Genomic DNA, 23,633 nt, shown 5'->3' with positions numbered 1-23,633 from the left:
ATGCACCTCTGACGACTGCTCGGTCTGACACTGGGAGGATATCAGATGCGCTTATCACTGGGACAAATCACTGGCCGGGGCCTTATGGCCGCGACCCTTGCGTTCGGGCTGTCGACGGCGGCACAGGCGCAGGAATACCCGCATGACACCGTGACGCTGGTCACGCACTCTTCGGCCGGGGGCGGGACGGACGTCTTCCTGCGCGAGATGGTCGGCTTTCTTGGCAAGGCCATGGGCACGACCTTTGTCGTCGAGAATGTGACCGGCGGCAGCGGGTCGAACGCGATGGCCAAGTTGGCGCAGTCGCCCGCGGACGGATCGATCTTCTATGGTACGACGCCGACCTACATCAACACCTCGCTGCTGTCGGAACTGGAGTATGATTTCACCGACCTTGAAGGCGTGGCGAACGTCTTCATGGACCCGCAGATCGTTTTCGTGAAATCGGACAGCCCATTCCAGAACCTGACCGAGCTGGTCGAGGCGGCCAAGGCCGATCCGGCAGCGGTGCTGTTCGGTGTGACCACGCCCGGTTCGCTTGACCGTCAGGTGATGGAGCAGTTCAAAAGCCTGACCGGCATCACCTCGCCCGTGATCACGCATGATGGTGGTGGTGAATTGCTGATCAGCGTGCTGAACGGCACGGTTTCGGTGGCGATTGGCGAAGTGCAAGAGCTTTCGGCGCAGATCGAAGCGGGCGAAATCCGGCTGCTGGCGACCTATACCGAAGAGCGTCTGCCGAACTTCCCGGATGTGCCGACGGCGCGTGAAGCGGGCATTGATCTGGTGGTGACCAAGTTCCGCGGTCTGGCTGGCCCGCGTGGTCTGCCTCAGGACATCAAGGACCTGTGGGCTGCAGGCATCGACCGCGTGCTGGCGGATCCGGAGTTCAAGGCGTGGTATGAGGCGCAAAGCCTGGTGCCGACCCCGATGAACGCGGCTGACTATGAAGTCTTCCTGAACAAGTTCGCCGAGGATCAGAAGGCGTTTCTGATCCAGTACGGCATCATGAGCCAGTGACGGAGCAGGTCGGATGAGCAACGTGTCGTCGGTACGTTTTCGAATTCACAGGGATGTCTGGATCGGACTTGGGACGATTGTGTTTTCCTTGTTGTATTGGCTGGCGGCCGACGACATTCCCATCAGCCCGCTTGATGGGCAGGTCAATGCCGCGATGATCCCGAAGACGCTTGCCTGGGCCATGGTTCTGTTCAGCCTGCTGCTGATTGGCCGTGCCCTGCTGGTGGAATGGTTCTTCGTCAGCGCCGCGCGCAAGGCTGGCGGGCCGGTCGAGCGTGAAGTGGATGAGGAAGCCAAAAGCTTTACCAAGGCAGAGCATCTGAAAGCGTTTGGCATCCTTGTGATCGGGGTAGCCTATCTGCTGATCCTGCCCACCCTCGGCTACATCCTCAGCATGGCGCTGCTGATCTTCGTGGTGTCGGTCTACATCGGCGCGAAGGCCGGGTGGTATTCTGCTGGCGTCGGTGTGGTGCTGGCGGTCTGCTACTACCTGCTGTTCGTCAGGCTGCTGAGCATTCCGCTGCCGTCGGGCTTCTGGCCAGTTTTCTTCTAATCCCATGCGCTCACGGCGGTGACCGCCGTGAGCCATTTTCCATCAGATGACTGGTGTCCCCAAAGGGCATCAAAGAGGGTGACATGGACGGATTCTCGACCGCCTGGAACATATTGACGACGACGCCGGCCGTCTTTGCCGCCATAGGCGGTGTGGCATGGGGCATCATTGGCGGGGCTTTGCCGGGGATTTCGCCGTCTATCGCGCTGGCCCTGTTGTTGCCGTTCACCTACGGCATGGACCCGATCACGGCCATCGTCCTTCTGGGCGCCACTTATGTGGGCGCAGAATATGGTGGGTCGATCCCCGCCATCCTGATCAACACGCCCGGCACCAACGCTGCGGCGGCAACGGTTGTTGATGGCTACTATATGCACCGCGAAGGGCGGGGCGGCGAGGCGCTGGGCATCTCGCTGCAATCGGGGGTAGTCGGCGGGATGATCGGTCTGATCTTTCTGATCGCCTTTACCGAACCTTTGTCGCGCGTGGCCCTGTCCTTCAACTTTCCGGCCTACTTCGCGCTTGGCATCCTTGGTCTGTCGGTCATCGTGTCGCTGTCGAACGGGTCGCTGGTCAAAGGCCTGATGGCGGCCACTTTCGGCCTGATGATAGCGACCATCGGCACTGATCCCCTGTCCGGCGTCAGCCGCTTCACCTTTGGTGAGGCCGAGCTTCTGACCGGCATCGAATATGTCATCGTCATGGTTGGCGTCTTCGCCATGTCGGAACTGATGATGACGGCAAACACCCCTGACTGGGGCAAGACCGACCAGACCCAAACCCGCATCAAGCTGCCCACGTTCCGCAAGTGGCGCAAGCTGTGGCGGGCGCAGGGGATTGGCAGTGGCGTGGGCATCTTCGAGGGAGTCATGCCCGGTGCGGGCGGGTCCATCGCAGCCTTCATGTCTTACAACGAAGCAAAGCGCTGGTCGTCGGAACCCGAGAAATTTGGCAAGGGATCGGAAGAAGGCATTGCCGCCCCTGAGGCCGCAAACAACGCGGTGGCCTGCACGGCGCTGGTGCCTGTCCTCAGCTTTGGCATCCCGGGGTCGAACTCGGCTGCGATCCTGATGGGGGGCATGCTGATCCACGGCCTGCAACCCGGCCCGATGCTGTTCCAGAAAGAGCCTGAGTTTGTCTATGGCCTGTTCGGCGGGCTGGCTGTCGCCAACATCTCGCAGCTGTTCCTTGGGATCCTGATGATGACCCCGGCGCTTTGGCTGGTGAACCGACCCAAGCCCTTTCTGATGGCGGCGATCTTCGGGCTGGTCTTCTCGGGCATCTATTCGATCCACAACAGCACCTATGACCTCTACCTCGTGCTGCTGTTCGGTCTGATGGGCTATCTGATGCGGGTCTTCGCCTTTCCGTTCCTGCCCTTGGTGCTGGGCCTTGTGCTTGGCTACCTTGTCGAGGCGAACTATCGCCGGTCGCTGGAGCTGACCAGCGGTGACCACCGGATCTTCTGGGAAACGCCGATTGCGCTTGGCCTGTTGATCACGGCGGCGCTGTTTGTCACCGGTTCGGCGCTCCGGGATATCCTTGCCGCACGCAAGGCAGCCAAAAGGGTTGCCGAAGGGCCGGCTCCGGAATGATCGCCTTTCGCTTTCGGCCCTGCGCACCCGATGCAAGACCGGCGGCTTCGGACCAACTGGCGTGGAAGCTGGCCGAATTGGCGGCGGCCGATCGCCCGGTGGATGACGCGGCGGCGGCGTTGGTCGGCTGCAGGCTGATCGACAATGCCGCCGTTGCCATCGCCGCGCTGAACCGTGCTCCGGTTGCTGCAGCACGGGCGCAGGCGCTGTGCTTTCCAAGGCAGGGCGGGGCGCGGCTGATCGGCCTGCCGGAACACATCCGCATTGATTGCACCTGGGCGGGTTATGCCAATGCCACGGCGGTGCGGGAGCTGGATTTCCACGACAGCTTCTTCGCGCTGGACAGCAGCCACCCGGCCGATTCCATCATGCCGCTTCTCGCCGTGGCCCAGCAGGCCCGCCGGTCGGGCGCGGACCTGCTGCGCGCTGTGCTGGTGGCCTATGAAGTGCAGACCGCCCTTGTGCAGGGCCTGCCCCTGCAGCGCCACCGGATCGACCATATGGCCCATCTTGGCCCGGCCGTGGCGGCGGGGCTGGGGGCGCTGTTGTCCCTGCCCGTGCCGGTGATCTACGAGGCGATCAATCTTGCCGCCCACCTGTCGCTGGGTACTCGGCAGGTCCGCAAGGGGCGCATATCGTCATGGAAGGCCTTTGCGCCCGGCCATATCGGCAAATGCGCGACCGAGGCGATTGACCGTGCCATGCGCGGCGAAACCTCGCCCTCGCCGATCTATGAGGGCGACTATGGCATCCTTGCCGTCCTTCTGGGCGGGCACGAGGCCGAAGTGCGCCTGCCCCCGCCCGATGCCCCGTGCCGGGCGATCCTGCAGACCCTGCCCAAGGCCCATTCCGCCGGCTACCATGGTCAGGCGATCATCGACCTTGCGCTGCGTCTGCATGGCCGGCTTGGCGATCTGTCGCGGGTGACTTCGGTCACCCTGCATACCAAGCGGATGACGCATCAGGTGATGGGCAGCGGTTCGGGCGACCCCGACAAGTGGGACCCCGCCGCATCGCGCGAGACGCTGGATCACAGCGCCCCCTTCCAGTTCGCCCGCGCCCTGACGGACGGGTTCTGGCATCACGACCGCAGCTATGATCCGTCGCTGATCTCGCAGCCCGAGTTTGTCACCCTGTGGCGCAAGGTGCAGACGGTGGACGACGCCGACTGGAACCATCGTTTCGATGCCGCCGATCCGCTTGCCAAGCATCACGGGGCTGGTGCTGTCATCCGGTTTGAGGATGGCAGTGAAATCACCGAAGAACTGGCCGTGGCCGATTCCCATCCGCGGGGTCGTGCGCCATGGGGCATCGCGGATTACGTCCACAAGTTCCGGACCCTGACTGATGGGATCGTGTCAGGCCCGGAGGGCGACCGCTTTCTGGCCCAGGCGGCAGACTTGATGCGCCTTGACCGGGACGGGGTTGCCGCCCTTGGCCTGTGCGCCGATCTGACCGCTGCGGTAGACGGCCCGCGGGGCCTTTTCGATGCGGCGGCGCTGCCATGACGGTGGAAACATTGGCGCAAGACCTTGCAGTGCCCGTGCTGTCCCCGGCCACGGTCATGCAACGCTTGCGCCAGCCTGACGGCAGGGAGTGGGCCTTTCTGGACGTGCGTGAAGCGGGGGAGGCCGCTGACGGGCATCCCTTCGGGTCGGTGAACCTGCCTTACAGTCGGCTGGAACGCGATATTGCCCAGATGGTCCCACGTCCTGCGACGCCGATCATCCTGATCGACGGTGGCGATGGCATCGCGGACCGCGCGGCGCGGGCCCTGCAGCGGGTCGGCTGGCGTGATGCCACTGTCACCCGCGGTGGCATTCCAGCGTGGGAAGCTGCCGGGCTTCCACTGTTCAAGGGCGTCCATACTTGGTCCAAGGCTTTTGGCGAATGGGTGCAGCACCATTTCGCGCCCCCCGAAATCAGCCCGATCGACCTTGCCCGGGCCATGGCCGGACCCAACCCACCGGCTCTGGTGGACGGTCGCCCGCTGAATGAGCACCAGCTTTTCACCTTGCCGGACGCGCTAAGCTGCCCCAACGCCGAACTGCCGCTGCGCCTGCAAGCGATGGTGGGGGAAGGGCGAGAAGTGGTCATTCATTGCGCGGGTCGGACACGGTCGATCATCGGGGCGCAGACCGTCCGGGATTTCGGGCTTCCGGTGCGCGTTACGGCCCTGCGGGACGGCACGCAGGGGTGGGAGCTGGCTGGATATCGTCGCGCAGGCAAGGCGGAGCGGCCGGCCGCGCCAACACCGACGGTGGACCTTCTTGATCTGGCAAAGGCCCGGGCTCGCGCGGTGATGAAGCAGCATAGCCTTCCCGAGGTGTCCGCGCAGGTGGTTGCCAACTGGCTGAACGGTGACGGCACTGTCTATCGGCTTGACCCCCGCCCCGTGGATGAAGGCACCCCTCCCGCAGGTTTCCGGCGGGCGCCCGGGACCACGCTGATCCAGCAGACTGACCAGTTCGTCGCGGTGAAGGCTGCGCGGGTGGTCCTTTGGGACCCGCTTCTGGTTCGGGCCGTGTTCGCAGCGCTGTGGCTGCGCCGCATGGGGATCGAGGCCTTTGTCCAGACCGATGCGCCGCCAAAGGACGATCCGCATCCGCCCGCAACCGTATCGCTTCGCGCGCTTCCGCAGCTTTCCGCCAGGCAGCTTGCGGCCCATGTCGCGACTGGAGGCACGGTCATCGACATCCGGCCAAGCGCTGACTGGCGCGCGTGGAGGCTTGCCAGTGGCAAGCGCGCTCTGCGGCCAAGTCTGGCCTCCATGACCCTGCAGGAGGGCGCGGCTGTCGCGCTTCTGGCCCATGACGAAACGCTTGCGCGCCTTGCGGCCATTGACCTTGCAGACGCGGGGCATGCCGTCGCGGGTGTGTGCACCGCAGCTTTGCATGACCTTACTGCCGCAGGCCTTGCCCTGGACACCGCCCCGCCCTTGGGCGGCTGGCAAGCCACGGATCTGCTGGATGAGGTCCAGTTTTGCGCTGGGCGTCACAGCGGCAACCTTGACGACGCCCGAACCTATCTGGACTGGGAGTCTGGCCTTGTCGCGCGACTGCAGGCTTGTGATCTGATGCCTTGGCCCTCCCGCCTGGCCACCCCCGAATTGCCCCTTAAGGAGACCGGACATGTCCGTTAACAACAACGATTTCGCGCGGATCCCTGACCGCATGTCGATCACCGAGGATGCCGCACGGTTTGTCGAAACCCTGCGGGACGAGGACATTCCGAAGGATGCCATACATATCGGCTTGCGCTGCATGATCGATGCCTTCGGGCTTTTTGCTGCCGGGAGCGAGGAACACTCGGTTCATATCCTGATCGACGAGGCGCGCGAAACCGGGGGGCGCGCCGATGCAAGGCTTCTGGGTGCCGGGGAGTTGAAGGTTCCGGTCGCCATTGCCGCGCGGGTTCTGGGGACAGCGGGGCACGCGCATGACTGGGACGATACGCAAGTGTCGGTCGATCCGGCGCATGTCTATGGGCTGCTGACGCACCCGACGATCCCACCTTTGACGGCGGCGCTTTGCGTCGGGCAATACCTTGGCGGTGCCAGCGGGCGCGACATCATGCGGGCGTTTCAGGCCGGGGTTGAGGTGGAAAGCAAGATATCGGAATGGATGCTGCCGCAGCATTACCTGTCGGGCAAACATTCGTCGGGGACGGTCGGCACCTTTGGGTCCTTTGTCGCCGCGGCGACGCTTCTGGGTCTGAAGGGGGCAGAGTTGCGCAATGGCTTCGGGATCGCTGCCAGCCTTGCCGCAGGCATCCGTTGCAACTTCGGCACGATGACGAAACCGCTGCATGTCGGACGCGCCAGCGAAAACGGCGTGACGGCTGCCCTGCTTGCCCGGCGCGGGTACACCGCGGACCCGGCGTCGCTGGATGGCCCGTGGGGGTTCTTCGCCGTCATGGGCGGCGGGATCTCGGCAGACAAGATTGCGCAAGGCTTTGGCAAGACCTGGTCGATCACCGATCCGGGCGTGTCGATCAAGCCATATCCTTGTGGCATCCTGACCCATCCGACGATGGACCTGATGCTGCGGCTGGTCACGGAAGCCGACGTGAAACCCGATGAGATCGAAACGATCAGCATCCACGCCGGGACCAATATCCTGAAGCCGATCCGCTATCCCATCGCCTCGAACCACCTTGAGGCCAAGTTCTCGCTGCCCGCCGAAGTGTCGATGATCGCGCTGGCCCGTCGGGCCGGAAAGCGCGAGTTTGCTGATGATTTCGTAGCCTCCGACGCCATGCAGGCCATGCAGCGCCGGGTGCGGACTGAATTCGACCCGGCGATCGAGGCGATGGGCTTTGACAAGGTACGGTCGCGTATCACGATCACCCGCAAGGATGGGTCGGTCGTCGAAGGCTGGGCCGACGAACGCTATCGCGGCGGGCCTGACAATCCGATGACGGACGCAGAAGTAGAGGCGAAGCTGCGGTCGTGCTGCGACGGTGTTCTGGACGCCGGGGAACAGGACAAGCTGATTGCAGCCATCTGGTCGATGATGGCGGCTACGGACGGGACAGAACTGGTCGCCCATCTTCCCTGATGCCTGTCAGGGAGTGCTTGTTTCCCACTGCGGCGGGGCTGGAACATGCCCACGCCGCAGTGCAGCTATGCAACCTTCGCACTTGCAGAAATATCTGGTCTGGCCTAGCTCCCACATGGGAACGAGCGGAGACAGATCATGGGCCTGGCCAGAGTCATTGTTGAATATTTCACCTTCCGGTCCAAGGCTTTGCCGATCGCGCGTCGGGTGGATAACGGGGCCGTGGTTTCTGTCACGGAATTACTTGGTATCGGAATTGCAGCATCTGCCCGGACCGGGGAAGCCTCGCCCAAGGGCGCGTCAGTCCAAGGCCGGATTGCCCACCCGATTACTGCCTAATAGTACGCCGCCGCGCGCCCGACTTGGGCATATCTTCCGCAAGATCAAATTAGTGTAGCCGGCGTCAGGCCGTCTTGGCCGCTGCCTGACGGCGATTGCCATACGGCCCGTTCGGCGGGCCGTTCGGCCTTGGCCGGCTTGCCGGAACTTCGGCGACAATTTCCAAACCAAAACAAATGTTTTGACAGGATGCGGGATTCGGTCGCAGCCTTGCACCAATCGTACTGCCGGGAAACCAATCGCACTGCCGGGAAACGGTAGGCAATAAAATCCAACAGAAGAGGAAGATAGTGATGAAAACAAGTTATGCGATCACGGTCGCGGCTTTCGTAATGGGCGCCGGCGCAGCACTTGCCGAGGTTGAAAGCACCGATCCGATCAAGCTGACGCTGCACGACTGGACCGGGCAGTTGATCACCACCAACATCATGGCCGCCATCCTTGAAGAGGCTGGCTATAACGTGGAACTGGTGCAAGCCGACTATCTTGCACAATTCCCCGGGCTGGAATCGGGCGACCTGCACGTCGCGATGGAGCTTTGGGCGACAACGGCGGCCGACGCGATGAACGCCTCGCTTGCGACCGGCAATACGGTCAGCTTCGGCGAGACCGGCATGCAGGCCAAGGAGGAGTGGTGGTATCCGATCTACATGAAGGAACAGTGCCCAGGCCTGCCCGACTGGAAGGCGCTGAACGATTGTGCCGAGCTGTTCGCCACCCCGGAAACTGCCCCGAAGGGCCGGTATCTTGGCGGGCCGGTCACCTGGGGCGGCTATGACGAGGAACGCATCGCGGCGCTGGGCCTGAACTATGAGGTGATCCACGCAGGCACCGATGCAGCCATGTTCGCCGAACTCGAATCCGCCTATCAGCGCAAGGACCCGATCCTTCTGTGGATCTACGCCCCCCATTGGGCGCCCATCAAGTATGAAGGCGAATGGGTCGAGTTCCCGGCCTATACGCCGGAATGCTACACCGACCCTGCGGCGGGTGAAAACCCGGCGGCGGCCTATGACTGCGGCAAACCGACCGGTGGCATCTTCAAGGCGGGCTGGGCCGGGCTGGCCGACAAATGGCCGGGCGCTGCCAAGGCGATCACGGCGTTTCAGCTGACCAATGAAGACATGGGCTCGATGGTCGGCAAGGTTGATGTCGACGGCATGTCCATCGACGATGTGGTCGACGAATGGATGACCGCGAACGAGGCCGTCTGGACAACCTGGATCCAGTGATCCCAACTGGGCGGGGGGCCAATGGCTGCCCCGCCCATGCCGTTCCAGAATGCCAGACCCTTGCCGCCGGACCCTGAAATGAATGAACGCCCCGTCAAGCTTGCCTGTCGGCATGTCTGGAAAATCTACGGCCCCCATCCCGACCGTCTGTTGGCCGGGGGGGCCACGCCAACCTTCGACCAGATCCGCCAGTCCGACCATGTGGGCGCGGTGCGCGATGTCAGCCTTGAGGTCAAGGAGGGCGAGATTTTCGTCATCATGGGCCTCTCCGGATCGGGCAAAAGCACTTTGGTGCGCTGCCTGTCGCGGCTGATCGAACCCACCGGGGGCGAACTCCTTTATGACGGCGAGGACCTGCTAAAGGCTTCGCCCGCGCGCATGATCGAAATCCGGCGCCACCGGATGGGGATGGTGTTTCAGCACTTTGCCCTTCTGCCGCATCTGACGGTGCTGGAAAACGTGGCCTTCCCGCTGGAAGTGCAAGGCATGGACCGCGCCAAGCGTGAAGCGCGCGCGCGTGAGGTGACTCAGCTTGTCGGCCTGAAGGGACGCGAGGGGAACTACCCGCGCCAGCTGTCGGGCGGGCAGCAGCAGCGGGTGGGGATCGCACGGTCCTTGGCGGTTGAGCCGGACCTGTGGTTCCTGGACGAACCCTTCAGCGCGCTTGATCCCTTGATCCGGCGCGAGATGCAGGAGGAATTCCTGCGCATCCAGAAGCAGCTGAAGAAGACCATCGTCTTCATCACGCATGACTTTGACGAGGCGATCCGCCTTGCTGACCGCATTGCCATCATGAAGGACGGCGCGGTCGTGCAAGTGGCGACACCTGAGGAATTGGTGCTGGCCCCGGCGGATGATTACGTCGCCGCCTTCACGGCGCATGTGGCGCGGGCCAAGGTCGTGACCCTTGGCCGGATCGCCGCCCCTGGCATGCCGGAAGGGGTGGCTGGAACCCTGCCCGCCGATGCCCGGATCGAGGTTGTGGCGGAGCAGATTGTCACCGCAAACGCCCCTTTTGCCGTGGAACGCGACGGCGTGGTGATTGGCCATGTCACCCCGATGGCCGTCATCGCCGTGCTGATCGGCAAGCGCGAATGACGCTGTGGCGGGGCATCTGGGCAGCACTTGCCGTGCTGTCGCTTGGGCTGGCAATTTTCGCCACGGTCCCGGCGGGCTGGCTTTGGCCTCCGGAGAGCGTGCAACTGCCCTTCGCAGCCTGGCTGTCGGCCGGGATGAAATGGCTGACCGACAGCGCTGCGATTGGCCCGATCACCGTCAAGGACCTGACGCGCGGTTTTGCAACGATCATCGAAGCCCCCTATGATCTGGCGCGCGTCCTGTTGGTCGATGGCATCACCGAGGGCAAGGGCAGGCGGGCGACGACAATCATCCCGCCATTGTCCTGGGTGGCGGTCACCGTGGCTGCAGTGGCTCTGGGCCACTTTGCCCGCGACATCAAGCTGGGGCTGCTGGCTGGCGCGCTGATGGTCTATCTTGCGGTGTTCGGCCAATGGGACAGCGCGATGATCACGCTGGCCTCGATCGTCATCGCGGTGCCTTTGGGTGTTGCTGGTGGCATGGCGATGGGCATCGCCGCCTGGCGCTGGAAGGCGGTGGAACGGGCGCTGTCGCCGATCCTTGACCTGATGCAGACGATCCCAACCTTCGCGTTTCTGGTGCCGATCCTGGTGCTGTTCGGCTTTGGCCCGGTGGCCGCGCTGCTGGCCACGATCATCTATGCCATGCCGCCGATGGTCCGGGTGACGATTGTCGCCCTGCGCGCCGTTCCGTCCGAGATCGTGGACTTCGCCAACATGGCGGGCTGTACCGGCGCGCAGCGGATGCGCAAGGTGATGCTGCCGGTGGCGCTGCCGGACCTGATGGTCGGGGTCAATCAGGTCATCATGCTTAGCCTGAACATGGTGATCATCGCCTCGATGATCGGGGCAGGGGGGCTTGGCGCGGATGTGCTGGAATCCTTGCGGCGGTTGAACATCGGCGGCGGGATCGAGGCTGGCCTTGCGATCACAGCACTGGCCGTGGTGCTGGACAGGCTCGGGCAGGCGATGTCCGAACGGGTGTCACGGGCCGAACGGCGGCAAGGCAACTGGTGGCACCGACATCCGCGCACGACGCTGGTGCTTGTGGTAACGCTGGTGACCGGGGCGCTTGGCTATGTCCTGCCTGCGCTGCAGGATTGGCCGAAGGCGTGGCAGATCACCACCAAGCCGTTCTGGTCGGACCTGATCCAGTTCATCAACGTCAACTACTTTGACCAGTTGGAGGCCGTCCGCGTCTGGTTTCTTGAGAACCTGCTGCTTCCCGTGCGGCGGTTCTTTCTGGCCCTGCCATGGCCGCTGATGCTGGCGCTGCTGACCCTTGCGGGTTGGCGGCTGGGGGGCTGGCGGCTGGCGACCCTTGCGCTGGCCCTTGGGGCTTTTGTCGCGGCGACGGGGCTGTGGGAACAGGCGATGATCACCATCTACCTTTGTGGCGTGTCGGTCATCATCGCGATGGCGCTGGGCGTGCCATTGGGCATCTGGGCCGCGTCAAGCGACACGGCAGGCAAGGTCATCGGCACGGTGGTGGATACGCTGCAGACGCTGCCATCCTTCGTCTACCTCATCCCGGTGGTCATGCTGTTCCGGGTTGGGGATTTCAGTGCCATGATCGCGGTGATTCTTTTCGCGCTGGTGCCCGCAGTGAAATACACCGCGCATGGCCTGCGGTCGGTCCCTGCCGAATTGGTTGAGGCCGGGGTGGTCTGCGGCTGCACAAGGTGGCAGATGCTGTGGAAGGTCCGCTTGCCGATGGCGGTGCCAATGATCCTGCTGGGGCTGAACCAGACGATCCTGCTGGCGCTGTCGATGCTGGTCATCACCGCGCTGGTCGGCACCCGCGACCTTGGGCAAGAGGTCTATGCAGCCCTTGCCACGGCGGATGTCGGGCGGGGGCTGGTGGCAGGGTTGGCCGTGGCTGCAATCGCCATCATTGCAGATCGCCTGATCGGCGCTGCGGCAGCGGGCGCGCGCGCCCGTCTGGAGGGGTGAGGCCGAAGTGGCGAACATGTCCGTTCGCTGACCTTGACGAAATTCGATAGCAATACGGGAACCAATCCGACCAGCCCGACGTTTATTCTACGGCCAAGCTGTCGGTTGGGCGTTCATTCGAGGGATACAGGGCAGGATGGCTGAAGTCGGGTTGCCCGCAAGTTCCGTTGAATCTGCACACGCCATCGTGGCGCGGCGCGTGAACTGGGCAACCGCTATCTCAATCTGCCTTGCGGCCGCGATCCTGCATTTCGGCAGCGAGGTTTTTCTGCCCCTCGCTATCGCCACGCTGATCGCCTTTGCGCTCTCCCCGCTCATCTCCGCTTTGCGACGCCGCGGTATGCCACGCATTCTTGCCGTTCTGACCACTGTGGCGGTTGCGTTCACCTGTGTTGGCGGCCTTCTTGCAGTGATGGGCACGCAGGTCGGTCTGGTTGTACAAAGCCTGCCGACCTATCAGTCAAATATCCTGTCAAAACTTGATGCATGGACCGAAGCGCAGGGATCATCGAACCTGCTTGGAAAGTTCGTTGACATGGCGTCCCGCATCAATACGGAGATCAGCGAAGCCCTGGAGGCCGGCTCATCCGGCGGCGGGGCGGGGTTGGGTGTCGGGCAACCGGTGACCGTGGCCGTTGTGGAAGACCAAAGCATCTGGAGCTTGCTGCAGGATGTGGTCTTTCCGGTAATCAGCCCGCTTGTCACCGTGGGCCTGATCATCGTGGTCGTGATCTTCATGCTGATGGAGCGCGACGATATCCGCGACCGGTTCATCCGCCTGATCGGCGCGAACGACCTGCACCGCACAACCGAGATCCTGGAAGACGCCGGGTCCCGCGTGGCAAGCTACCTGCTGATCCAGATCCTTGTGAACGTCATCTATGCCGTTCCGATCGGTCTCGGCCTTTGGATCATCGGCGTGCCGAACCCCGCTCTTTGGGCCTTCCTGACCCTGATCCTGCGCTTCGTTCCCTACATTGGACCCATCATTGCAGCCACACTGCCGCTTATCGTGGCCTTCGCGGCTTCCCCTGACTGGTCGATGGTCTTGTGGACAGCGGCTTTGTTCATGGTCGTGGAACTGATCACATCGAACTTCATCGAGCCGCGACTTTACGGGTCGCGGACTGGTCTTTCGCCGCTGGCGGTGATCATTGCGGCAATCGTCTGGACGTGGATCTGGGGGCCGATGGGGTTGATCCTGTCGACGCCGATGACAGTTTGCCTTGTCGTTCTTGGGCGGTATCTGCCGCAATTCGAAGTCTTTGACATCCTGTTTGGTGACGAACCCGTTCTGGCGGCACATTCACGGCTTTATCAGCGGTTGCTGTCCGGAGACACGGTGGAATCGGTCACCCGCGCCGAAGAGGCGCTGGAGAAGGAGTTTCTGGCCGACTTCTACCAGACCGTCGGGTTGCCTGCGCTTTTGCTGGCCCAGGCCGACTATGACCGGGGTGTTCTGACCCAGGCACAGGAGCTTGGGATCGCGGGCTCGGCCCGCCGTTTCGTCAGGGCGCTGGAGCCTGTGGTTGTCGAAGAACGCGCCGAAAGCGATCTTGAGACCGGCCCGGAAAGCCAGGAAGCAATCAGGATCATCGTCGCTGGTGGCCGAAGCAACCTTGATGACGTTGCCGCACAGATGCTGGCGCAAGCGCTGGCAGCGCAGGGGGCAACCGTCACGGCGCTGCGTCGGGCGGACCTGATCGCAACGTCGGCGCTGCGTGACGAAGACCCGCCGCCCCGCTGTGTCGTGCTCAACTTTCTCGATCCGAACCCGGCCCGCGCGTCCTTGCTGATCGTCAGGCGCATAAAGCGTGCCATGCCTGAACTTCGGGTCGGTGCGGTGATCTGGGCAATGCCGGACAGCTTGGTTGATGCGTCAAGCCGCGGGCGCGGCCAAGGCCGAACGGGCGCAACCGCCAAGAGTGAATTGGAAAGCATCGGGACCGACTTCATCGCCACCACCATGGACGAAGCAATGTCGATGGCCCTTGCAGATGAAGCGCCAAAGCAATTGCCGCAGCCGCAGAAACGCCCGCCACGCCAACCGGTCAGGCCTCGGCCGAAAGTGGCTGCAGAACAGGCTTAGCAACGGTCTGGGCGACACATGCGTGGCGTCCGTCAACCCGGGTCGGTCCGTGCCGGTCGTCTCCTAGATGTGCGATGGGAACTTTCCGACCTCTCGGGCGTTTGTTGGCCAGACCCCCTGAACGTGCAGGCGGACAACCATGAAATCTTCAACAGAGTGGAGACACAAATGACCAATGGTGATCTGAAGGACAAGCTGGCCGCAACGGCAGACAAGGCCAAAGATACCGCCGCCTCTGCGATGGATGTCGCAACCGATGCGGGTCGTGCGGTGAAAGACGAAGTCAAGGCGCAAGTGTCGGAGAAGTTTGACGCCGTGCGCGATGCGGCGGGCGACCGCGCCGGTGCGGCACGCGATTCATTGGTTGGCGCGGGGGACCGGCTGGCCGAAACGCTTCAGGCCGAAGCGCAGTCTTCCGATGGGGTGTCCGCGCGGATGCTGAGCGGGCTTGCCGGTGGCGTGTCAACGGTGACTGACGGGCTGCGTGGCCGCACCTTAGGCGACATCCTTGCAGGGGCGCAAGACTACGCGCGTCGCAACCCGGGCACATTTGCAGTCGGGGCTGCAGTTGCAGGCTTCGCCCTCGCGCGGTTCCTGCGGTCGTCGTCGAACCGCCAAAGCGCCGAGGAAGCAGCGGCTGCCCGTGCGGCGGATGCAACCGACCGGCTTTATCGTGACGCAGCACGACGCACTGTCGATACGCAAGGCCTGCACAATGACGGAGGATCGCGGGGATGATTGACCCGCGGAACGACAAGAACTCCGATCGGGACACAGGCGCGATGATGGCGGATGTGCTGTCCGGGGTGGCCCGACTGGTGCAGGGGGAACTGGCCCTGGCGCGGGCAGAAGCGACTGAGCGTCTGAATGCCGTGCAAAGGTCTGTCGTTCAGGGTGCCATCGCAGTGGTGCTTGGCATCACTGCGATCAACGCGCTTGCCGGTGCTGCGGTTGCGCTTGGCGTGTCGCTGGGGCTGTCGCCGGTCTGGGCTTCGGTCCTGGTTGGTGGGGCGCTGCTTCTGCTGGCACTGGGATTTGCGCAGAACGCGGCACGTCTTTTGCGCGACGCAAGTTCACTGCCAAGGCGCAGCGCGGCGTCGGTAAAGCGCGACATGGAAACACTTCAGACGATGGTGAGACGCGATGCAACGACATGACACAGGCACCCAGACTCCGGATGAAATTGCGGCAAGGCTGGAACAAGACCGCGCTGATCTTGCAGGGTCAATCGAAGGCCTTCGCGACCGGCTGTCGTTGGATGTGCTTCTGGACGATGCCTTTCGCTACTCCCTTGCGCAAGCGGCCCCCTATGGCCGCGCGCTTGACAACGCAGTCAGGAGCAACCCGATTGCTGCCGTAATGGCTGGGGCAGGGCTGGCATGGCTGGTCTTTGGACGCAAGAACCGCTCTCAGCCAGAGCCGAAGGTCGAGGGCACGAAGTTCGAGGCTTTGTCGCGCTGGGAGGACGAAGGTGGGCCTGTTGCACCCCTGCCGGAACCCGATCAGGAATGGATTCTGGAAGCAGATCGTTTGCGCGACCGGGCTTCTACAACGCTTGGTCGACTTGATGCGATGGCACGTCAAGGCTTGCGTCCCTTGGCTGAAACAACGCGGGAACGCGCCAAGGTCCTGACTGACCTTGCCCAAGCCACCCGCAAAGCGATGGCGCGGGGGCTGGAAGGTCTTGGTGGCGACGCCGCGGATCGCATCCTGGCGGCCCGCGAAAAGGCCTATGAGGCGCGAATCTCGGCAACCCGGCGTGGCGCGCAAATGATCGAAGATCACCCGATGGCCGCTGCTGCAATCGGGATGTCGATCGGTGCGGCCGTCGGCATTGCTTTGCCGCGCAGCCCGGTGGAAGATCGCATCTTCGGTGAGGAGCGTGACCGTTTGCTGGAGCAGGCCCAACATGTCCTGCGGCAAGAAATCGGCGGCGTGACGCGCGCCGCGATGTCAGGCCGTGGGACTGACGATGCCAGTGCCGGGATGTCGGCAACGGGGTGATTGCCCGTTGCCGGAGAGTAGTTTCTTTTTGCCCGCCCGCCGATGCCATCGGCGGGCGGGCGTCTTCATGAGTAAGCAGTTGACCCCAAAGAGCCGATAGCAGCTTAGGCCGGTCATTGTCCGGGCCCCCTTTGCACTGGCTGCGATTCTTCCCCTCAGGCTACATGAGCGGGCGCTGTTCCAAGGGCTCGGGCGCTGATCCCGCATATTCCGCCAGTTTGGTCCGGTCGGCGATAGCAAGGCTGCCGTCGCTCCACCGCGCCAGACCGGATTTGCGCAGTTGCATCAGCGTCTTGTTGGTGTGGACCAATGACAGGCCCAAGGCATCGGCAAGGTCCTGCTGGCGAAACGCCAAGGGCACGACGCCGGCGGTTTCCAGACCCACGGCCCGCAGTCGGTGGTGAATGCGCAAAAGGGCCCAAGCGATGCGCTGACCGGCACTGCGCTGGCCAAGGGCCGTAAGGCTTTCCCCAAGGAAGTGTTCCTCGACTGCTGCGATCCAGGTCAGATCATAGGCCCTGGCCGGATGTGCCTTGAACATGTTCCACAAGTCCGACCGGTTGAAGACGCACAGAACCATCGGTGCCGAAGCCTCGACCGAATGCTTCATCTCGCCCATGACGCCCGCCTGCAGGCCGATGAAATCGCCGGGAAACAGGAAGTTGATCACCTGGCGGTTGCCATCCTCGAGTGTCTTGTAGCGCGTGCCCATGCCCGACAGCACCGTGAACACCTGCGGGCTATTTGAGCCTTCCATCAGCACCGTCGTGCCCGCTTCGACCGTCAGCTCCCCTGCCTTGAAGCGCAGCATGAAGGCGAGTTCATCCTCCGTGAACGGCAGAAAGTACTGGCAGCGCCTCAGGGGACATTTGTCGCAGGGGATCATCAGTTTCTTCCATCCTGTATGTCACAGTTTAATGCGAGAAGATCGGAAAGGTTCCAAGGTCTTGGCTGGCTTTGGAAGGGAATCCCATGCAGACCCTCGACGACAACGATCCGCAAGCGGTATTTGTGGTCATCCTGCGCGAGTTTCTTGTGGCGCGGGATATCGAAATGATCATTCGCGACTTTTGCAGCGATGCCCGGGTTGTTCTTGCCCGTACCTTGGACGATGCAATGGCGGCGCTGCCGTCTGGAAAAATCAGGGCCGCGTTCATCCAAATGGATGCAAAGGCCTTTTCCGATTCCGAGTTCAGTCAGCGTGTCGCGTCGGATGGCGGGCGCACTGTTCTGGTCGGACTTGATGTGGATGAAGCTGTTCCAAAAGGCTGGGCAACGCTCAGGTTTCCCTTTGTTGAACAGGATGTTTCGGCCCTTTTGGCCAAGGACGCGACGCCTGGGCCAGATCAAGGCACGGAGGCTGGGTAGTCATCACATGAAAACGCCCCCGGCAGGAATACCGGGGGCGTCTTGCAGTTGGTTCGCTTACTTCAGCCGTTCAACCACACCATCCGCAAACGTCGCGATCATCGAGTCGTAATAGACCCTGCTGTCGGCGGGGATGGTGGTAACGTCTACATCCGCCGGGATCATTGGCGTCGCAGAGTTGATGTCCACCGTCAGTTCGTACCGGCCGTAACGTGCTCCGTCAGTTTCATGGTTCATCACCACATCCCCGACAAGGCGGGTCTCGGCCAGTCCGAGCTTTTCAGTCATTCCGCCGGATAGCGAAACTTCTTCAAGGTCGATCCGGATATCAACGCCGTCATCCGAAATCTGGTCCGTGATGCGGGCCACGATGGCGTTTTCAAGGTCGTCAGCAACCGTAGTCCAGTAGGCAGCCGCTGCCGGGTTGCCGATTGCATCCAGCTCGACATCGACTTCGATGGATTTCACGGTTGGAGGGGTCTGGGCCAGACCGGCTGTAGCAAGGGTCAGCGCGGCAAGGCCGCCAATCGCGAATGTGCGAAACATGGTTGTCTCCGATTGTTTGGGGTGCCGCAGAGTATTCCTGCAGCGACACCACGAGAACGTCTGGCGCGGCGATTGGTTCCCGTTCCCGGTTCCATCAGGTGACAAATTCCCCCAAATGACAAAAAACCCGGGGGATGCTTCCCCCGGGTCTATGCAGGCAAGTCCAGGTGTGACCCGGTCAGGCGCGCAGGGTTTCCGTGCTTGCAAAGAACATGGCCTGCGACACGGCTGACCTGACCTGTTCCTCGGCATAGGGTTTGGTGATCAGGAAGGCAGGTTCTGGGCGTTCACCCGTCAACAGGCGTTCCGGGAAGGCGGTAATGAAGATCACCGGCACGTCCGGCATGATCTTCAGGATGTCGTTCACCGCATCGATCCCGGAAGAGCGATCCGCCAGCTGGATATCCGCAAGAATGAGGTCGGCACGCTCCCGCGAGGCAAGGGCCACAGCTTCGGTGCGCGTGGCGGCTATGCCGGTCACCTGATGGCCCATCTCGCGGACGATGGCCGCGATATCAATTGAGATGATCGCCTCATCTTCGATGATCATCACCCGCCCGCTGACCGAGTTCTGCATTTCCCGAACTGCCGTGTCGATCAGGTGGGCCACTTCCTGCATGTCCGACCGGATGATCTGCGCAATCTCGGACTGGGTGAAGCCTTCGATGGACTGTAAGAGAAGCGCTTCACGGGTGTTGGGGGTCAGGTTGGCCATATGCGCCTGCGCAACGGCGGAAAACCGCGTGTCAGGCTCGCCAACGGGCGCGCCGGCGCTGGACCAGACAACGTGAAAGACATGAAACAGGCTGACCCTTGGGTCCGTTGAGCTGTCCAGAACAGAACTGTCCTCAAGCAGTGCCTCAAGCGTGGCGGCGGCGAAATTGTCGCCCGTGGTCTGACTGCCCGTCAACGCGCGGGCGTAGCGGCGCAGATAGGGTAAATTGCTGCTGATCGACGCGACAGGATCTGGCAGTTGGGTTTGCATCGTCTTTTTTCTCCCTCGACGGCGATTTTGCGGGAACCAAACGCTTTGGTTCTGCGTTCGGTTCCGTGATAAGCGAGGTGGGCGCAAAAAAAAGATGTATTCGGACATGTCAGACAGCAATCCCAAATCTAAGATCCGCCATCAGATCGATGAGAACCTGAAGCGTATCTATGATGAGACGTTGAACGAACAGATCCCCGACAAGCTGACCCAGCTGTTGGAGCAATTGCGCCGGAAAGCCGGTGACGCCGATGATGGGGGCGCCTGATGGACGCCGTCGCACATCTGGACCCGCGCGAAGAGTTGGTGGGGTTTCTCCCGTCTCTCCGGGCCTTTGCGATGAGCTTGACGCGGAACCGTTCGGCCGCAGACGATCTGGTGCAGGACACGATCGTCAAGGCTTGGACGAATATCGACAAGTTCGCCGTTGGCACCAACCTGCAGGCGTGGCTCTTCACCATCCTGCGCAACACCTATTATTCGTCCCTTCGCAAAACCCGGCGGGAAGTGGCGGATCCGGACGGGATCCATGCGCAAGGCTTGTTTGTGAAGCCGGACCACGACGGTCGGCTTGCCTACAACGATTTTCAGCGTGCCTTTGATCAGTTGTCGCCCGAGCACCGTGAAGTTCTTACGCTGGTCGGTGCTTCCGGCTTTTCCTGTGAAGAGGCGGCGGTCACGATGGGCGTTGCTGTCGGAACGGTCAAAAGTCGGGCAAGCCGGGCTCGCAAGCGGCTGTCGGACCTGATGGGTCTGGTTGATGGGGAGGATGTGTTCTCGGGCGTAGATCAGGCCAGTTTGGCAGTGATGGGCAAGTCGGGGATGCAGGCTGCATGACGCCACGCGCCAAGCGGCCCTACGCCTCCAGGTTCGCAATCCGCTTTGCCATAATCCTTGCGCTTGCCATGCTGCCAGCCGGGTTCTTTGGCTTTATCCAGACCAAGGCGCTTGAGAAGGAAGTGCAATCCCGCAGCGAAGTGGCGCTGATGGGCGCGACGCTGCAAGCGGCGGCGGGGGAAACCAGCCTGATCGGGCGGGTCCGGGGGATGGTTGGCAGCCTTGCCGCCGCAGTTCCCTATGTGCTGGACAGTCCAAAGGCCTGCAACGACCTGATGTTGCAGGTCGCTGCGGTCGAGCCGTCGGCAGCTTTGGTCGCCTTTATACCGGTCAGCGGGGTCATGACCTGTTCGTCCGCCGGACGGACACATGACTTTTCCGACAGCCCGCTGTTCCGACAAGTTCTGGATGCGCAAGCGCCGGACTTCGTGGTCAACCCGGAGGGGCCGATTTCAGGGACATCCGTGCTTGGGATATCGCACCCGGTCTATGACATCGCGGGCAGCTACGTTGGCTATGCGGTCATGTCCTTGCCGCATCAGTCGCTCAAGGAACTGCGGTTCGGTTCGTTGATCGAAAGCAAAGATCTGGATGCGCCCGTTGTCTTCTGGACGTTTGACCGCAAAGGCACGCTGCTGACTTCGAATATCGAGCTTACAGCTGCGGCCACACAAGTTCCATCTGGCCGGCCGATGGCCGATTTTGTCGACGCGACCGGTGGAATCTTTCGGGACACCTCCGTCAGCGGGCGGCAGATGACCTATGCCGTCGTGCCGATTGTTGCGGGCGAACTGTATCTGATGAGCAGCTTTCTGCCTGAAGAACCGATGTTTACCCGCAGCTGGGGCCTTTCGGTTTACATGCCCACCCTCCTCATGTGGCTGGTCGGACTGGCGGTATCCGGCTTTGCGGCAGAGTTCCTGGTGACCCGGCATGTCCGCACGCTGAACCGGTCCATCGTCAGCTTCGCGCGCGGCGACCGGCGGCTGCAGGCCATTGATCTGAAGAATGCCCCCTCGGAGCTTGATGAACTGGCAACGGCCTATCTTGCGATGACCGAAAGCATCACCCGAAGCGAAGCCGAGCTTGAGGATTCCCTGCACCAGAAAGAGGTGCTGCTGCGGGAAGTGCATCACCGGGTAAAGAACAACCTGCAACTGATCTCCTCCATCATGAACATCCAGATCCGCAGCGCCCGCAGTGGCGAAGCGAAGGAATTGCTGAAGAACCTGCAGGAACGGATCATGAGCCTTGCGACCGTGCACCGCGGGCTTTACCAGACCAGCGGTCTGGCGGATGTGCGTGCGCGCGAACTGATCCCCGATATTGTTCGACAGATCATGTCGATGTCATCAGGGCCGGAAAAGCCCTTTGAAACGCAGAACGACATCGACGACTTGCGCCTCGTGCCGGATCAGGCGGTCCCGCTGTCTTTGATGCTGGCCGAGGCGCTTACCAACGCCATCAAGCATTCCGGCGCGACGCGCGCCAACCCCGGGAAGGTCGTTGTGCGGCTGAAACGTTCGGGCGGAAGTGATGCGGTGCTCGAGGTGATCAACAGCAGCCGCGATGATCCGACCAAGGAGGCTTCAACAGCTGCGGAAACCGGGATCGGATCACAGTTGATCACTGCCTTCGTGCAGCAACTGGGTGGTCGGCAAGAGTCTGGCAGCGCGGATGGGGACTACTTCCTAAGGGTCATCTTCGCGGTTTCCCCGCTGTCCCTTGCCGAAAACCGGCAGTCGGCTGACCCGTCAGGCCAATCCGGTTGGAACGAAACCAAGGACTAGGCGTTGAGCCCTTGTCCATCAACAGCGCCCAGGGACTGCTCATGCCCCATTCCCGCCGGTCAGTCCGCATTCTTCTGACCGCATCTGAAGCCTACCCTGCGCTGGAACGTGCCTTTCTGGCCGCGCAAACCGAGATATGGGCAAGTTTCATGGTCTTTGACCTGCAAACCCGCCTGCGGTCGCCCGAAGCTTTGGCGATCGGCAAGACGTGGTTCGATCTGATCGTGCATGTCTTGAACAAGGGTGTAGCGCTGAATGTGGTGATCAGCGACGTCGATCCAATCGCGCGGGCAGAAATGCACCGCGCAGCAACACGTCATCTGCGTTTGTTCAGCGCGGCGGCAGCGGTGGCGAACCCTGGGGCGAAGTTGAAGATCCTGCGCCCGTGCCACCCGGCAGAAACTGGCGCTTTGGTTCGGCTGTGTATCTGGCCCTACGTCATGAAAAAGCTTTTCAGACTGTCGGGGTGGCTCAACAATCTGGCGCCCGACCATCGTGCGGCGGCGCTACGTGACATGGACGGCGCGGTCAGGAACCTGCGCCTGCGTAAGGATGGCACGGTTGGCATCCGCTTGTGGTCGCTGCCCAGACTGTTCCCGGTCGTCCATCATCAGAAGCTGGCAGTGATCGACCGGCGGCTTTTGTATATTGGCGGTCTGGACCTGAACGAACGGCGCTATGACACGCCGAACCATCGCCGGGCCGGTGATCAGACATGGCATGATGTCCAGTTGATGATCGAGGGGCCTGTGGTTGCCGAAGCCCAGGACCATCTGGAAACGTTTCAAGACGTGATCGAGGGGCGCAAACAGCCGACAAAGACGCGTCGTCTGCTTCGCACCTTGTCGCTGCCAAGCCGGCACAGCCTTTGGAACTTCGGGCCGAAGCCCTTTATCTCTGAACTGCAGACAGCGCATCGGATATTGGCGCAACGCTCGCGCCAGCTGATCTACATGGAAAGCCAGTATTTCAGGGATGTCCGATTGGCCCGTGTCCTTGCAGAAGCAGCGCGGCGGTCCCCGGGACTGAACCTGATCCTGATTCTTCCCGCAGCACCCGATGATGTGGCGTTCGAAGGCAAGAAGGCGCTGGATGCCCGCTATGGCGAAGCGATGCAGGCCCGCTCCCTGCGCATCATTCGAAAGGCTTTCGGATCGCGACTGTTCGTGGGTTCGCCAGCGCAACCACGCCCAGCCCTTCCCGACGGCAAGGACGACGCGAACGGGCGCAGTACGCTGCACGGAGCGCCACTCGTCTATGTCCATTCCAAGGTTTCAGTCTTTGATCAGGACGCGGCAATTGTGTCATCAGCCAATCTGAATGGGCGAAGCCTGCGCTGGGACACTGAAGCAGGCGTCTACCTTTCTGCCAAGAACGATGTGATCGAGCTGCGCTACCGAACGATGGCCCATTGGCTTCCCGCTGACATCGGGCCTGACGCCTTCGAGGATGCGACAGCAGCAAAAGTCTGGGCGCAATTGGCATGGCAGAACGCCGGAAAGCCGCCAAGCCAACGGCGCGGCTTTCTCTTGCCGCATGACTTTGCCGCCGCCGAAGCCTTTGGCCGGGAACTGCCGATCCTGCCGCCTGAATTCGTCTGATCCCGCTTTCTTTGGAACCGTTTCTGCCGGTGGGCGTTGTCACCTTGTCTGGCGCAACACAGCGT

General features: G+C 62.3%; 22 protein-coding genes. 19 read left to right on the top strand and 3 right to left on the bottom strand.

What is annotated here, in order from left to right; genetic code table 11:
* Positions 1-45: 45 nt before the first annotated feature.
* From EI545_RS06745 to EI545_RS06680, 14 genes are all read left to right on the top strand, one after another.
* Positions 46-1,020: a Bug family tripartite tricarboxylate transporter substrate binding protein gene (locus tag EI545_RS06745; protein ID WP_125324759.1), complete on the top strand. Its 975-nt coding sequence runs from the start codon at positions 46-48 to the stop codon at positions 1,018-1,020.
* A 13-nt stretch (positions 1,021-1,033) separates the two neighbouring features.
* A complete protein-coding gene (locus EI545_RS06740; RefSeq protein WP_125324758.1) occupies positions 1,034-1,573 on the top strand; it encodes a tripartite tricarboxylate transporter TctB family protein in 540 nt (179 codons plus the stop codon).
* A gap of 83 nt (positions 1,574-1,656) precedes the next feature.
* Positions 1,657-3,168 carry a tripartite tricarboxylate transporter permease gene (locus tag EI545_RS06735; RefSeq protein WP_125324757.1) on the top strand — a complete coding sequence of 504 codons (1,512 nt, stop codon included), beginning with the start codon at positions 1,657-1,659 and terminating at the stop codon, positions 3,166-3,168.
* Complete coding sequence (locus tag EI545_RS06730; RefSeq protein ID WP_125324756.1) at positions 3,165-4,676, top strand: MmgE/PrpD family protein; 1,512 nt, start codon at positions 3,165-3,167, stop codon at positions 4,674-4,676. The genes EI545_RS06735 and EI545_RS06730 overlap by 4 nt, the downstream gene beginning before the upstream one ends.
* The gene (locus tag EI545_RS06725) at positions 4,673-6,310 is read left to right on the top strand and encodes a rhodanese-like domain-containing protein (protein WP_125324755.1); all 1,638 of its coding nucleotides are present in this window, start codon (positions 4,673-4,675) and stop codon (positions 6,308-6,310) included. The genes EI545_RS06730 and EI545_RS06725 overlap by 4 nt, the downstream gene beginning before the upstream one ends.
* Positions 6,300-7,727: an MmgE/PrpD family protein gene (locus EI545_RS06720; protein WP_125324754.1), complete on the top strand. Its 1,428-nt coding sequence runs from the start codon at positions 6,300-6,302 to the stop codon at positions 7,725-7,727. Before EI545_RS06725 ends, EI545_RS06720 begins: the two co-directional genes overlap by 11 nt.
* 138 nt (positions 7,728-7,865) lie before the next feature.
* On the top strand, positions 7,866-8,066 hold the full coding sequence (locus tag EI545_RS06715; protein WP_125324753.1) for a hypothetical protein: 201 nt from the start codon (positions 7,866-7,868) through the stop codon (positions 8,064-8,066).
* A gap of 293 nt (positions 8,067-8,359) precedes the next feature.
* Positions 8,360-9,298, top strand: coding sequence for an ABC transporter substrate-binding protein (locus EI545_RS06710; protein WP_125324752.1), 939 nt, complete (start codon positions 8,360-8,362; stop codon positions 9,296-9,298).
* 78 nt (positions 9,299-9,376) lie between these two features.
* Complete coding sequence (locus EI545_RS06705) at positions 9,377-10,396, top strand: quaternary amine ABC transporter ATP-binding protein (RefSeq protein WP_125324751.1); 1,020 nt, start codon at positions 9,377-9,379, stop codon at positions 10,394-10,396.
* Positions 10,393-12,348: an ABC transporter permease gene (locus EI545_RS06700; RefSeq protein WP_125324750.1), complete on the top strand. Its 1,956-nt coding sequence runs from the start codon at positions 10,393-10,395 to the stop codon at positions 12,346-12,348. Before EI545_RS06705 ends, EI545_RS06700 begins: the two co-directional genes overlap by 4 nt.
* Before the next feature lie 187 nt (positions 12,349-12,535).
* Positions 12,536-14,437: an AI-2E family transporter gene (locus EI545_RS06695; RefSeq protein WP_164517236.1), complete on the top strand. Its 1,902-nt coding sequence runs from the start codon at positions 12,536-12,538 to the stop codon at positions 14,435-14,437.
* A 168-nt stretch (positions 14,438-14,605) separates the two neighbouring features.
* Positions 14,606-15,175 carry a hypothetical protein gene (locus tag EI545_RS06690; RefSeq protein WP_125324748.1) on the top strand — a complete coding sequence of 190 codons (570 nt, stop codon included), beginning with the start codon at positions 14,606-14,608 and terminating at the stop codon, positions 15,173-15,175.
* Positions 15,172-15,594 carry a phage holin family protein gene (locus tag EI545_RS06685; RefSeq protein ID WP_125324747.1) on the top strand — a complete coding sequence of 141 codons (423 nt, stop codon included), beginning with the start codon at positions 15,172-15,174 and terminating at the stop codon, positions 15,592-15,594. Before EI545_RS06690 ends, EI545_RS06685 begins: the two co-directional genes overlap by 4 nt.
* On the top strand, positions 15,581-16,441 hold the full coding sequence (locus EI545_RS06680; protein WP_125324746.1) for a hypothetical protein: 861 nt from the start codon (positions 15,581-15,583) through the stop codon (positions 16,439-16,441). Before EI545_RS06685 ends, EI545_RS06680 begins: the two co-directional genes overlap by 14 nt.
* A gap of 160 nt (positions 16,442-16,601) precedes the next feature.
* Here the strand turns inward: EI545_RS06680 and EI545_RS06675 are convergent, their stop codons facing one another.
* A complete protein-coding gene (locus EI545_RS06675) occupies positions 16,602-17,327 on the bottom strand; it encodes a Crp/Fnr family transcriptional regulator (RefSeq protein ID WP_125324745.1) in 726 nt (241 codons plus the stop codon).
* 86 nt (positions 17,328-17,413) lie between these two features.
* On the opposite strand from EI545_RS06675, the gene EI545_RS06670 reads away from it, so the two are divergent.
* Positions 17,414-17,809 carry a hypothetical protein gene (locus EI545_RS06670; RefSeq protein ID WP_125324744.1) on the top strand — a complete coding sequence of 132 codons (396 nt, stop codon included), beginning with the start codon at positions 17,414-17,416 and terminating at the stop codon, positions 17,807-17,809.
* 57 nt (positions 17,810-17,866) lie between these two features.
* Here the strand turns inward: EI545_RS06670 and EI545_RS06665 are convergent, their stop codons facing one another.
* The gene (locus EI545_RS06665) at positions 17,867-18,355 is read right to left on the bottom strand and encodes a hypothetical protein (RefSeq protein ID WP_125324743.1); all 489 of its coding nucleotides are present in this window, start codon (positions 18,353-18,355) and stop codon (positions 17,867-17,869) included.
* Positions 18,356-18,533: 178 nt separating this feature from the next.
* Positions 18,534-19,340: a response regulator gene (locus EI545_RS06660; RefSeq protein WP_125324742.1), complete on the bottom strand. Its 807-nt coding sequence runs from the start codon at positions 19,338-19,340 to the stop codon at positions 18,534-18,536.
* Positions 19,341-19,434: 94 nt separating this feature from the next.
* Here EI545_RS06660 and EI545_RS06655 point away from each other — a divergent pair, with 94 nt between their 5' ends.
* The 4 genes from EI545_RS06655 to EI545_RS06640 are packed head-to-tail and all read left to right on the top strand — an operon-like array spanning position 19,435 to position 23,568.
* Positions 19,435-19,608 carry a NepR family anti-sigma factor gene (locus tag EI545_RS06655; protein ID WP_245990318.1) on the top strand — a complete coding sequence of 58 codons (174 nt, stop codon included), beginning with the start codon at positions 19,435-19,437 and terminating at the stop codon, positions 19,606-19,608.
* The gene (locus EI545_RS06650) at positions 19,608-20,177 is read left to right on the top strand and encodes an RNA polymerase sigma factor (RefSeq protein ID WP_125324741.1); all 570 of its coding nucleotides are present in this window, start codon (positions 19,608-19,610) and stop codon (positions 20,175-20,177) included. The genes EI545_RS06655 and EI545_RS06650 overlap by 1 nt, the downstream gene beginning before the upstream one ends.
* Positions 20,174-21,967 carry a sensor histidine kinase gene (locus tag EI545_RS06645; RefSeq protein ID WP_125324740.1) on the top strand — a complete coding sequence of 598 codons (1,794 nt, stop codon included), beginning with the start codon at positions 20,174-20,176 and terminating at the stop codon, positions 21,965-21,967. The genes EI545_RS06650 and EI545_RS06645 overlap by 4 nt, the downstream gene beginning before the upstream one ends.
* Positions 21,968-22,008: 41 nt before the next feature.
* Positions 22,009-23,568 (top strand): phospholipase D family protein, encoded by a 1,560-nt coding sequence (locus EI545_RS06640; protein WP_125324739.1) that lies wholly within the window; start codon positions 22,009-22,011, stop codon positions 23,566-23,568.
* The last annotated feature ends 65 nt before the right edge of the window (positions 23,569-23,633 follow it).

The organism is Tabrizicola piscis, from assembly GCF_003940805.1.
GTDB classification, from domain to species: Bacteria; Pseudomonadota; Alphaproteobacteria; order Rhodobacterales; family Rhodobacteraceae; genus Tabrizicola; species Tabrizicola piscis.
This window is presented reverse-complemented; position numbering and strand designations above follow the sequence as displayed.

Coding starts and splice junctions, on each gene's coding strand:
- EI545_RS06745 (WP_125324759.1), top strand. CDS start 46: ATGCGCTTATCACTGGGACAAATCACTGGCCGGGGCCTTATGGCCGCG.
- EI545_RS06740 (WP_125324758.1), top strand. CDS start 1,034: ATGAGCAACGTGTCGTCGGTACGTTTTCGAATTCACAGGGATGTCTGG.
- EI545_RS06735 (WP_125324757.1), top strand. CDS start 1,657: ATGGACGGATTCTCGACCGCCTGGAACATATTGACGACGACGCCGGCC.
- EI545_RS06730 (WP_125324756.1), top strand. CDS start 3,165: ATGATCGCCTTTCGCTTTCGGCCCTGCGCACCCGATGCAAGACCGGCG.
- EI545_RS06725 (WP_125324755.1), top strand. CDS start 4,673: ATGACGGTGGAAACATTGGCGCAAGACCTTGCAGTGCCCGTGCTGTCC.
- EI545_RS06720 (WP_125324754.1), top strand. CDS start 6,300: ATGTCCGTTAACAACAACGATTTCGCGCGGATCCCTGACCGCATGTCG.
- EI545_RS06715 (WP_125324753.1), top strand. CDS start 7,866: ATGGGCCTGGCCAGAGTCATTGTTGAATATTTCACCTTCCGGTCCAAG.
- EI545_RS06710 (WP_125324752.1), top strand. CDS start 8,360: ATGAAAACAAGTTATGCGATCACGGTCGCGGCTTTCGTAATGGGCGCC.
- EI545_RS06705 (WP_125324751.1), top strand. CDS start 9,377: ATGAATGAACGCCCCGTCAAGCTTGCCTGTCGGCATGTCTGGAAAATC.
- EI545_RS06700 (WP_125324750.1), top strand. CDS start 10,393: ATGACGCTGTGGCGGGGCATCTGGGCAGCACTTGCCGTGCTGTCGCTT.
- EI545_RS06690 (WP_125324748.1), top strand. CDS start 14,606: ATGACCAATGGTGATCTGAAGGACAAGCTGGCCGCAACGGCAGACAAG.
- EI545_RS06685 (WP_125324747.1), top strand. CDS start 15,172: ATGATTGACCCGCGGAACGACAAGAACTCCGATCGGGACACAGGCGCG.
- EI545_RS06680 (WP_125324746.1), top strand. CDS start 15,581: ATGCAACGACATGACACAGGCACCCAGACTCCGGATGAAATTGCGGCA.
- EI545_RS06675 (WP_125324745.1), bottom strand. CDS start 17,327: ATGATCCCCTGCGACAAATGTCCCCTGAGGCGCTGCCAGTACTTTCTG.
- EI545_RS06670 (WP_125324744.1), top strand. CDS start 17,414: ATGCAGACCCTCGACGACAACGATCCGCAAGCGGTATTTGTGGTCATC.
- EI545_RS06665 (WP_125324743.1), bottom strand. CDS start 18,355: ATGTTTCGCACATTCGCGATTGGCGGCCTTGCCGCGCTGACCCTTGCT.
- EI545_RS06660 (WP_125324742.1), bottom strand. CDS start 19,340: ATGCAAACCCAACTGCCAGATCCTGTCGCGTCGATCAGCAGCAATTTA.
- EI545_RS06655 (WP_245990318.1), top strand. CDS start 19,435: ATGTATTCGGACATGTCAGACAGCAATCCCAAATCTAAGATCCGCCAT.
- EI545_RS06650 (WP_125324741.1), top strand. CDS start 19,608: ATGGACGCCGTCGCACATCTGGACCCGCGCGAAGAGTTGGTGGGGTTT.
- EI545_RS06645 (WP_125324740.1), top strand. CDS start 20,174: ATGACGCCACGCGCCAAGCGGCCCTACGCCTCCAGGTTCGCAATCCGC.
- EI545_RS06640 (WP_125324739.1), top strand. CDS start 22,009: ATGCCCCATTCCCGCCGGTCAGTCCGCATTCTTCTGACCGCATCTGAA.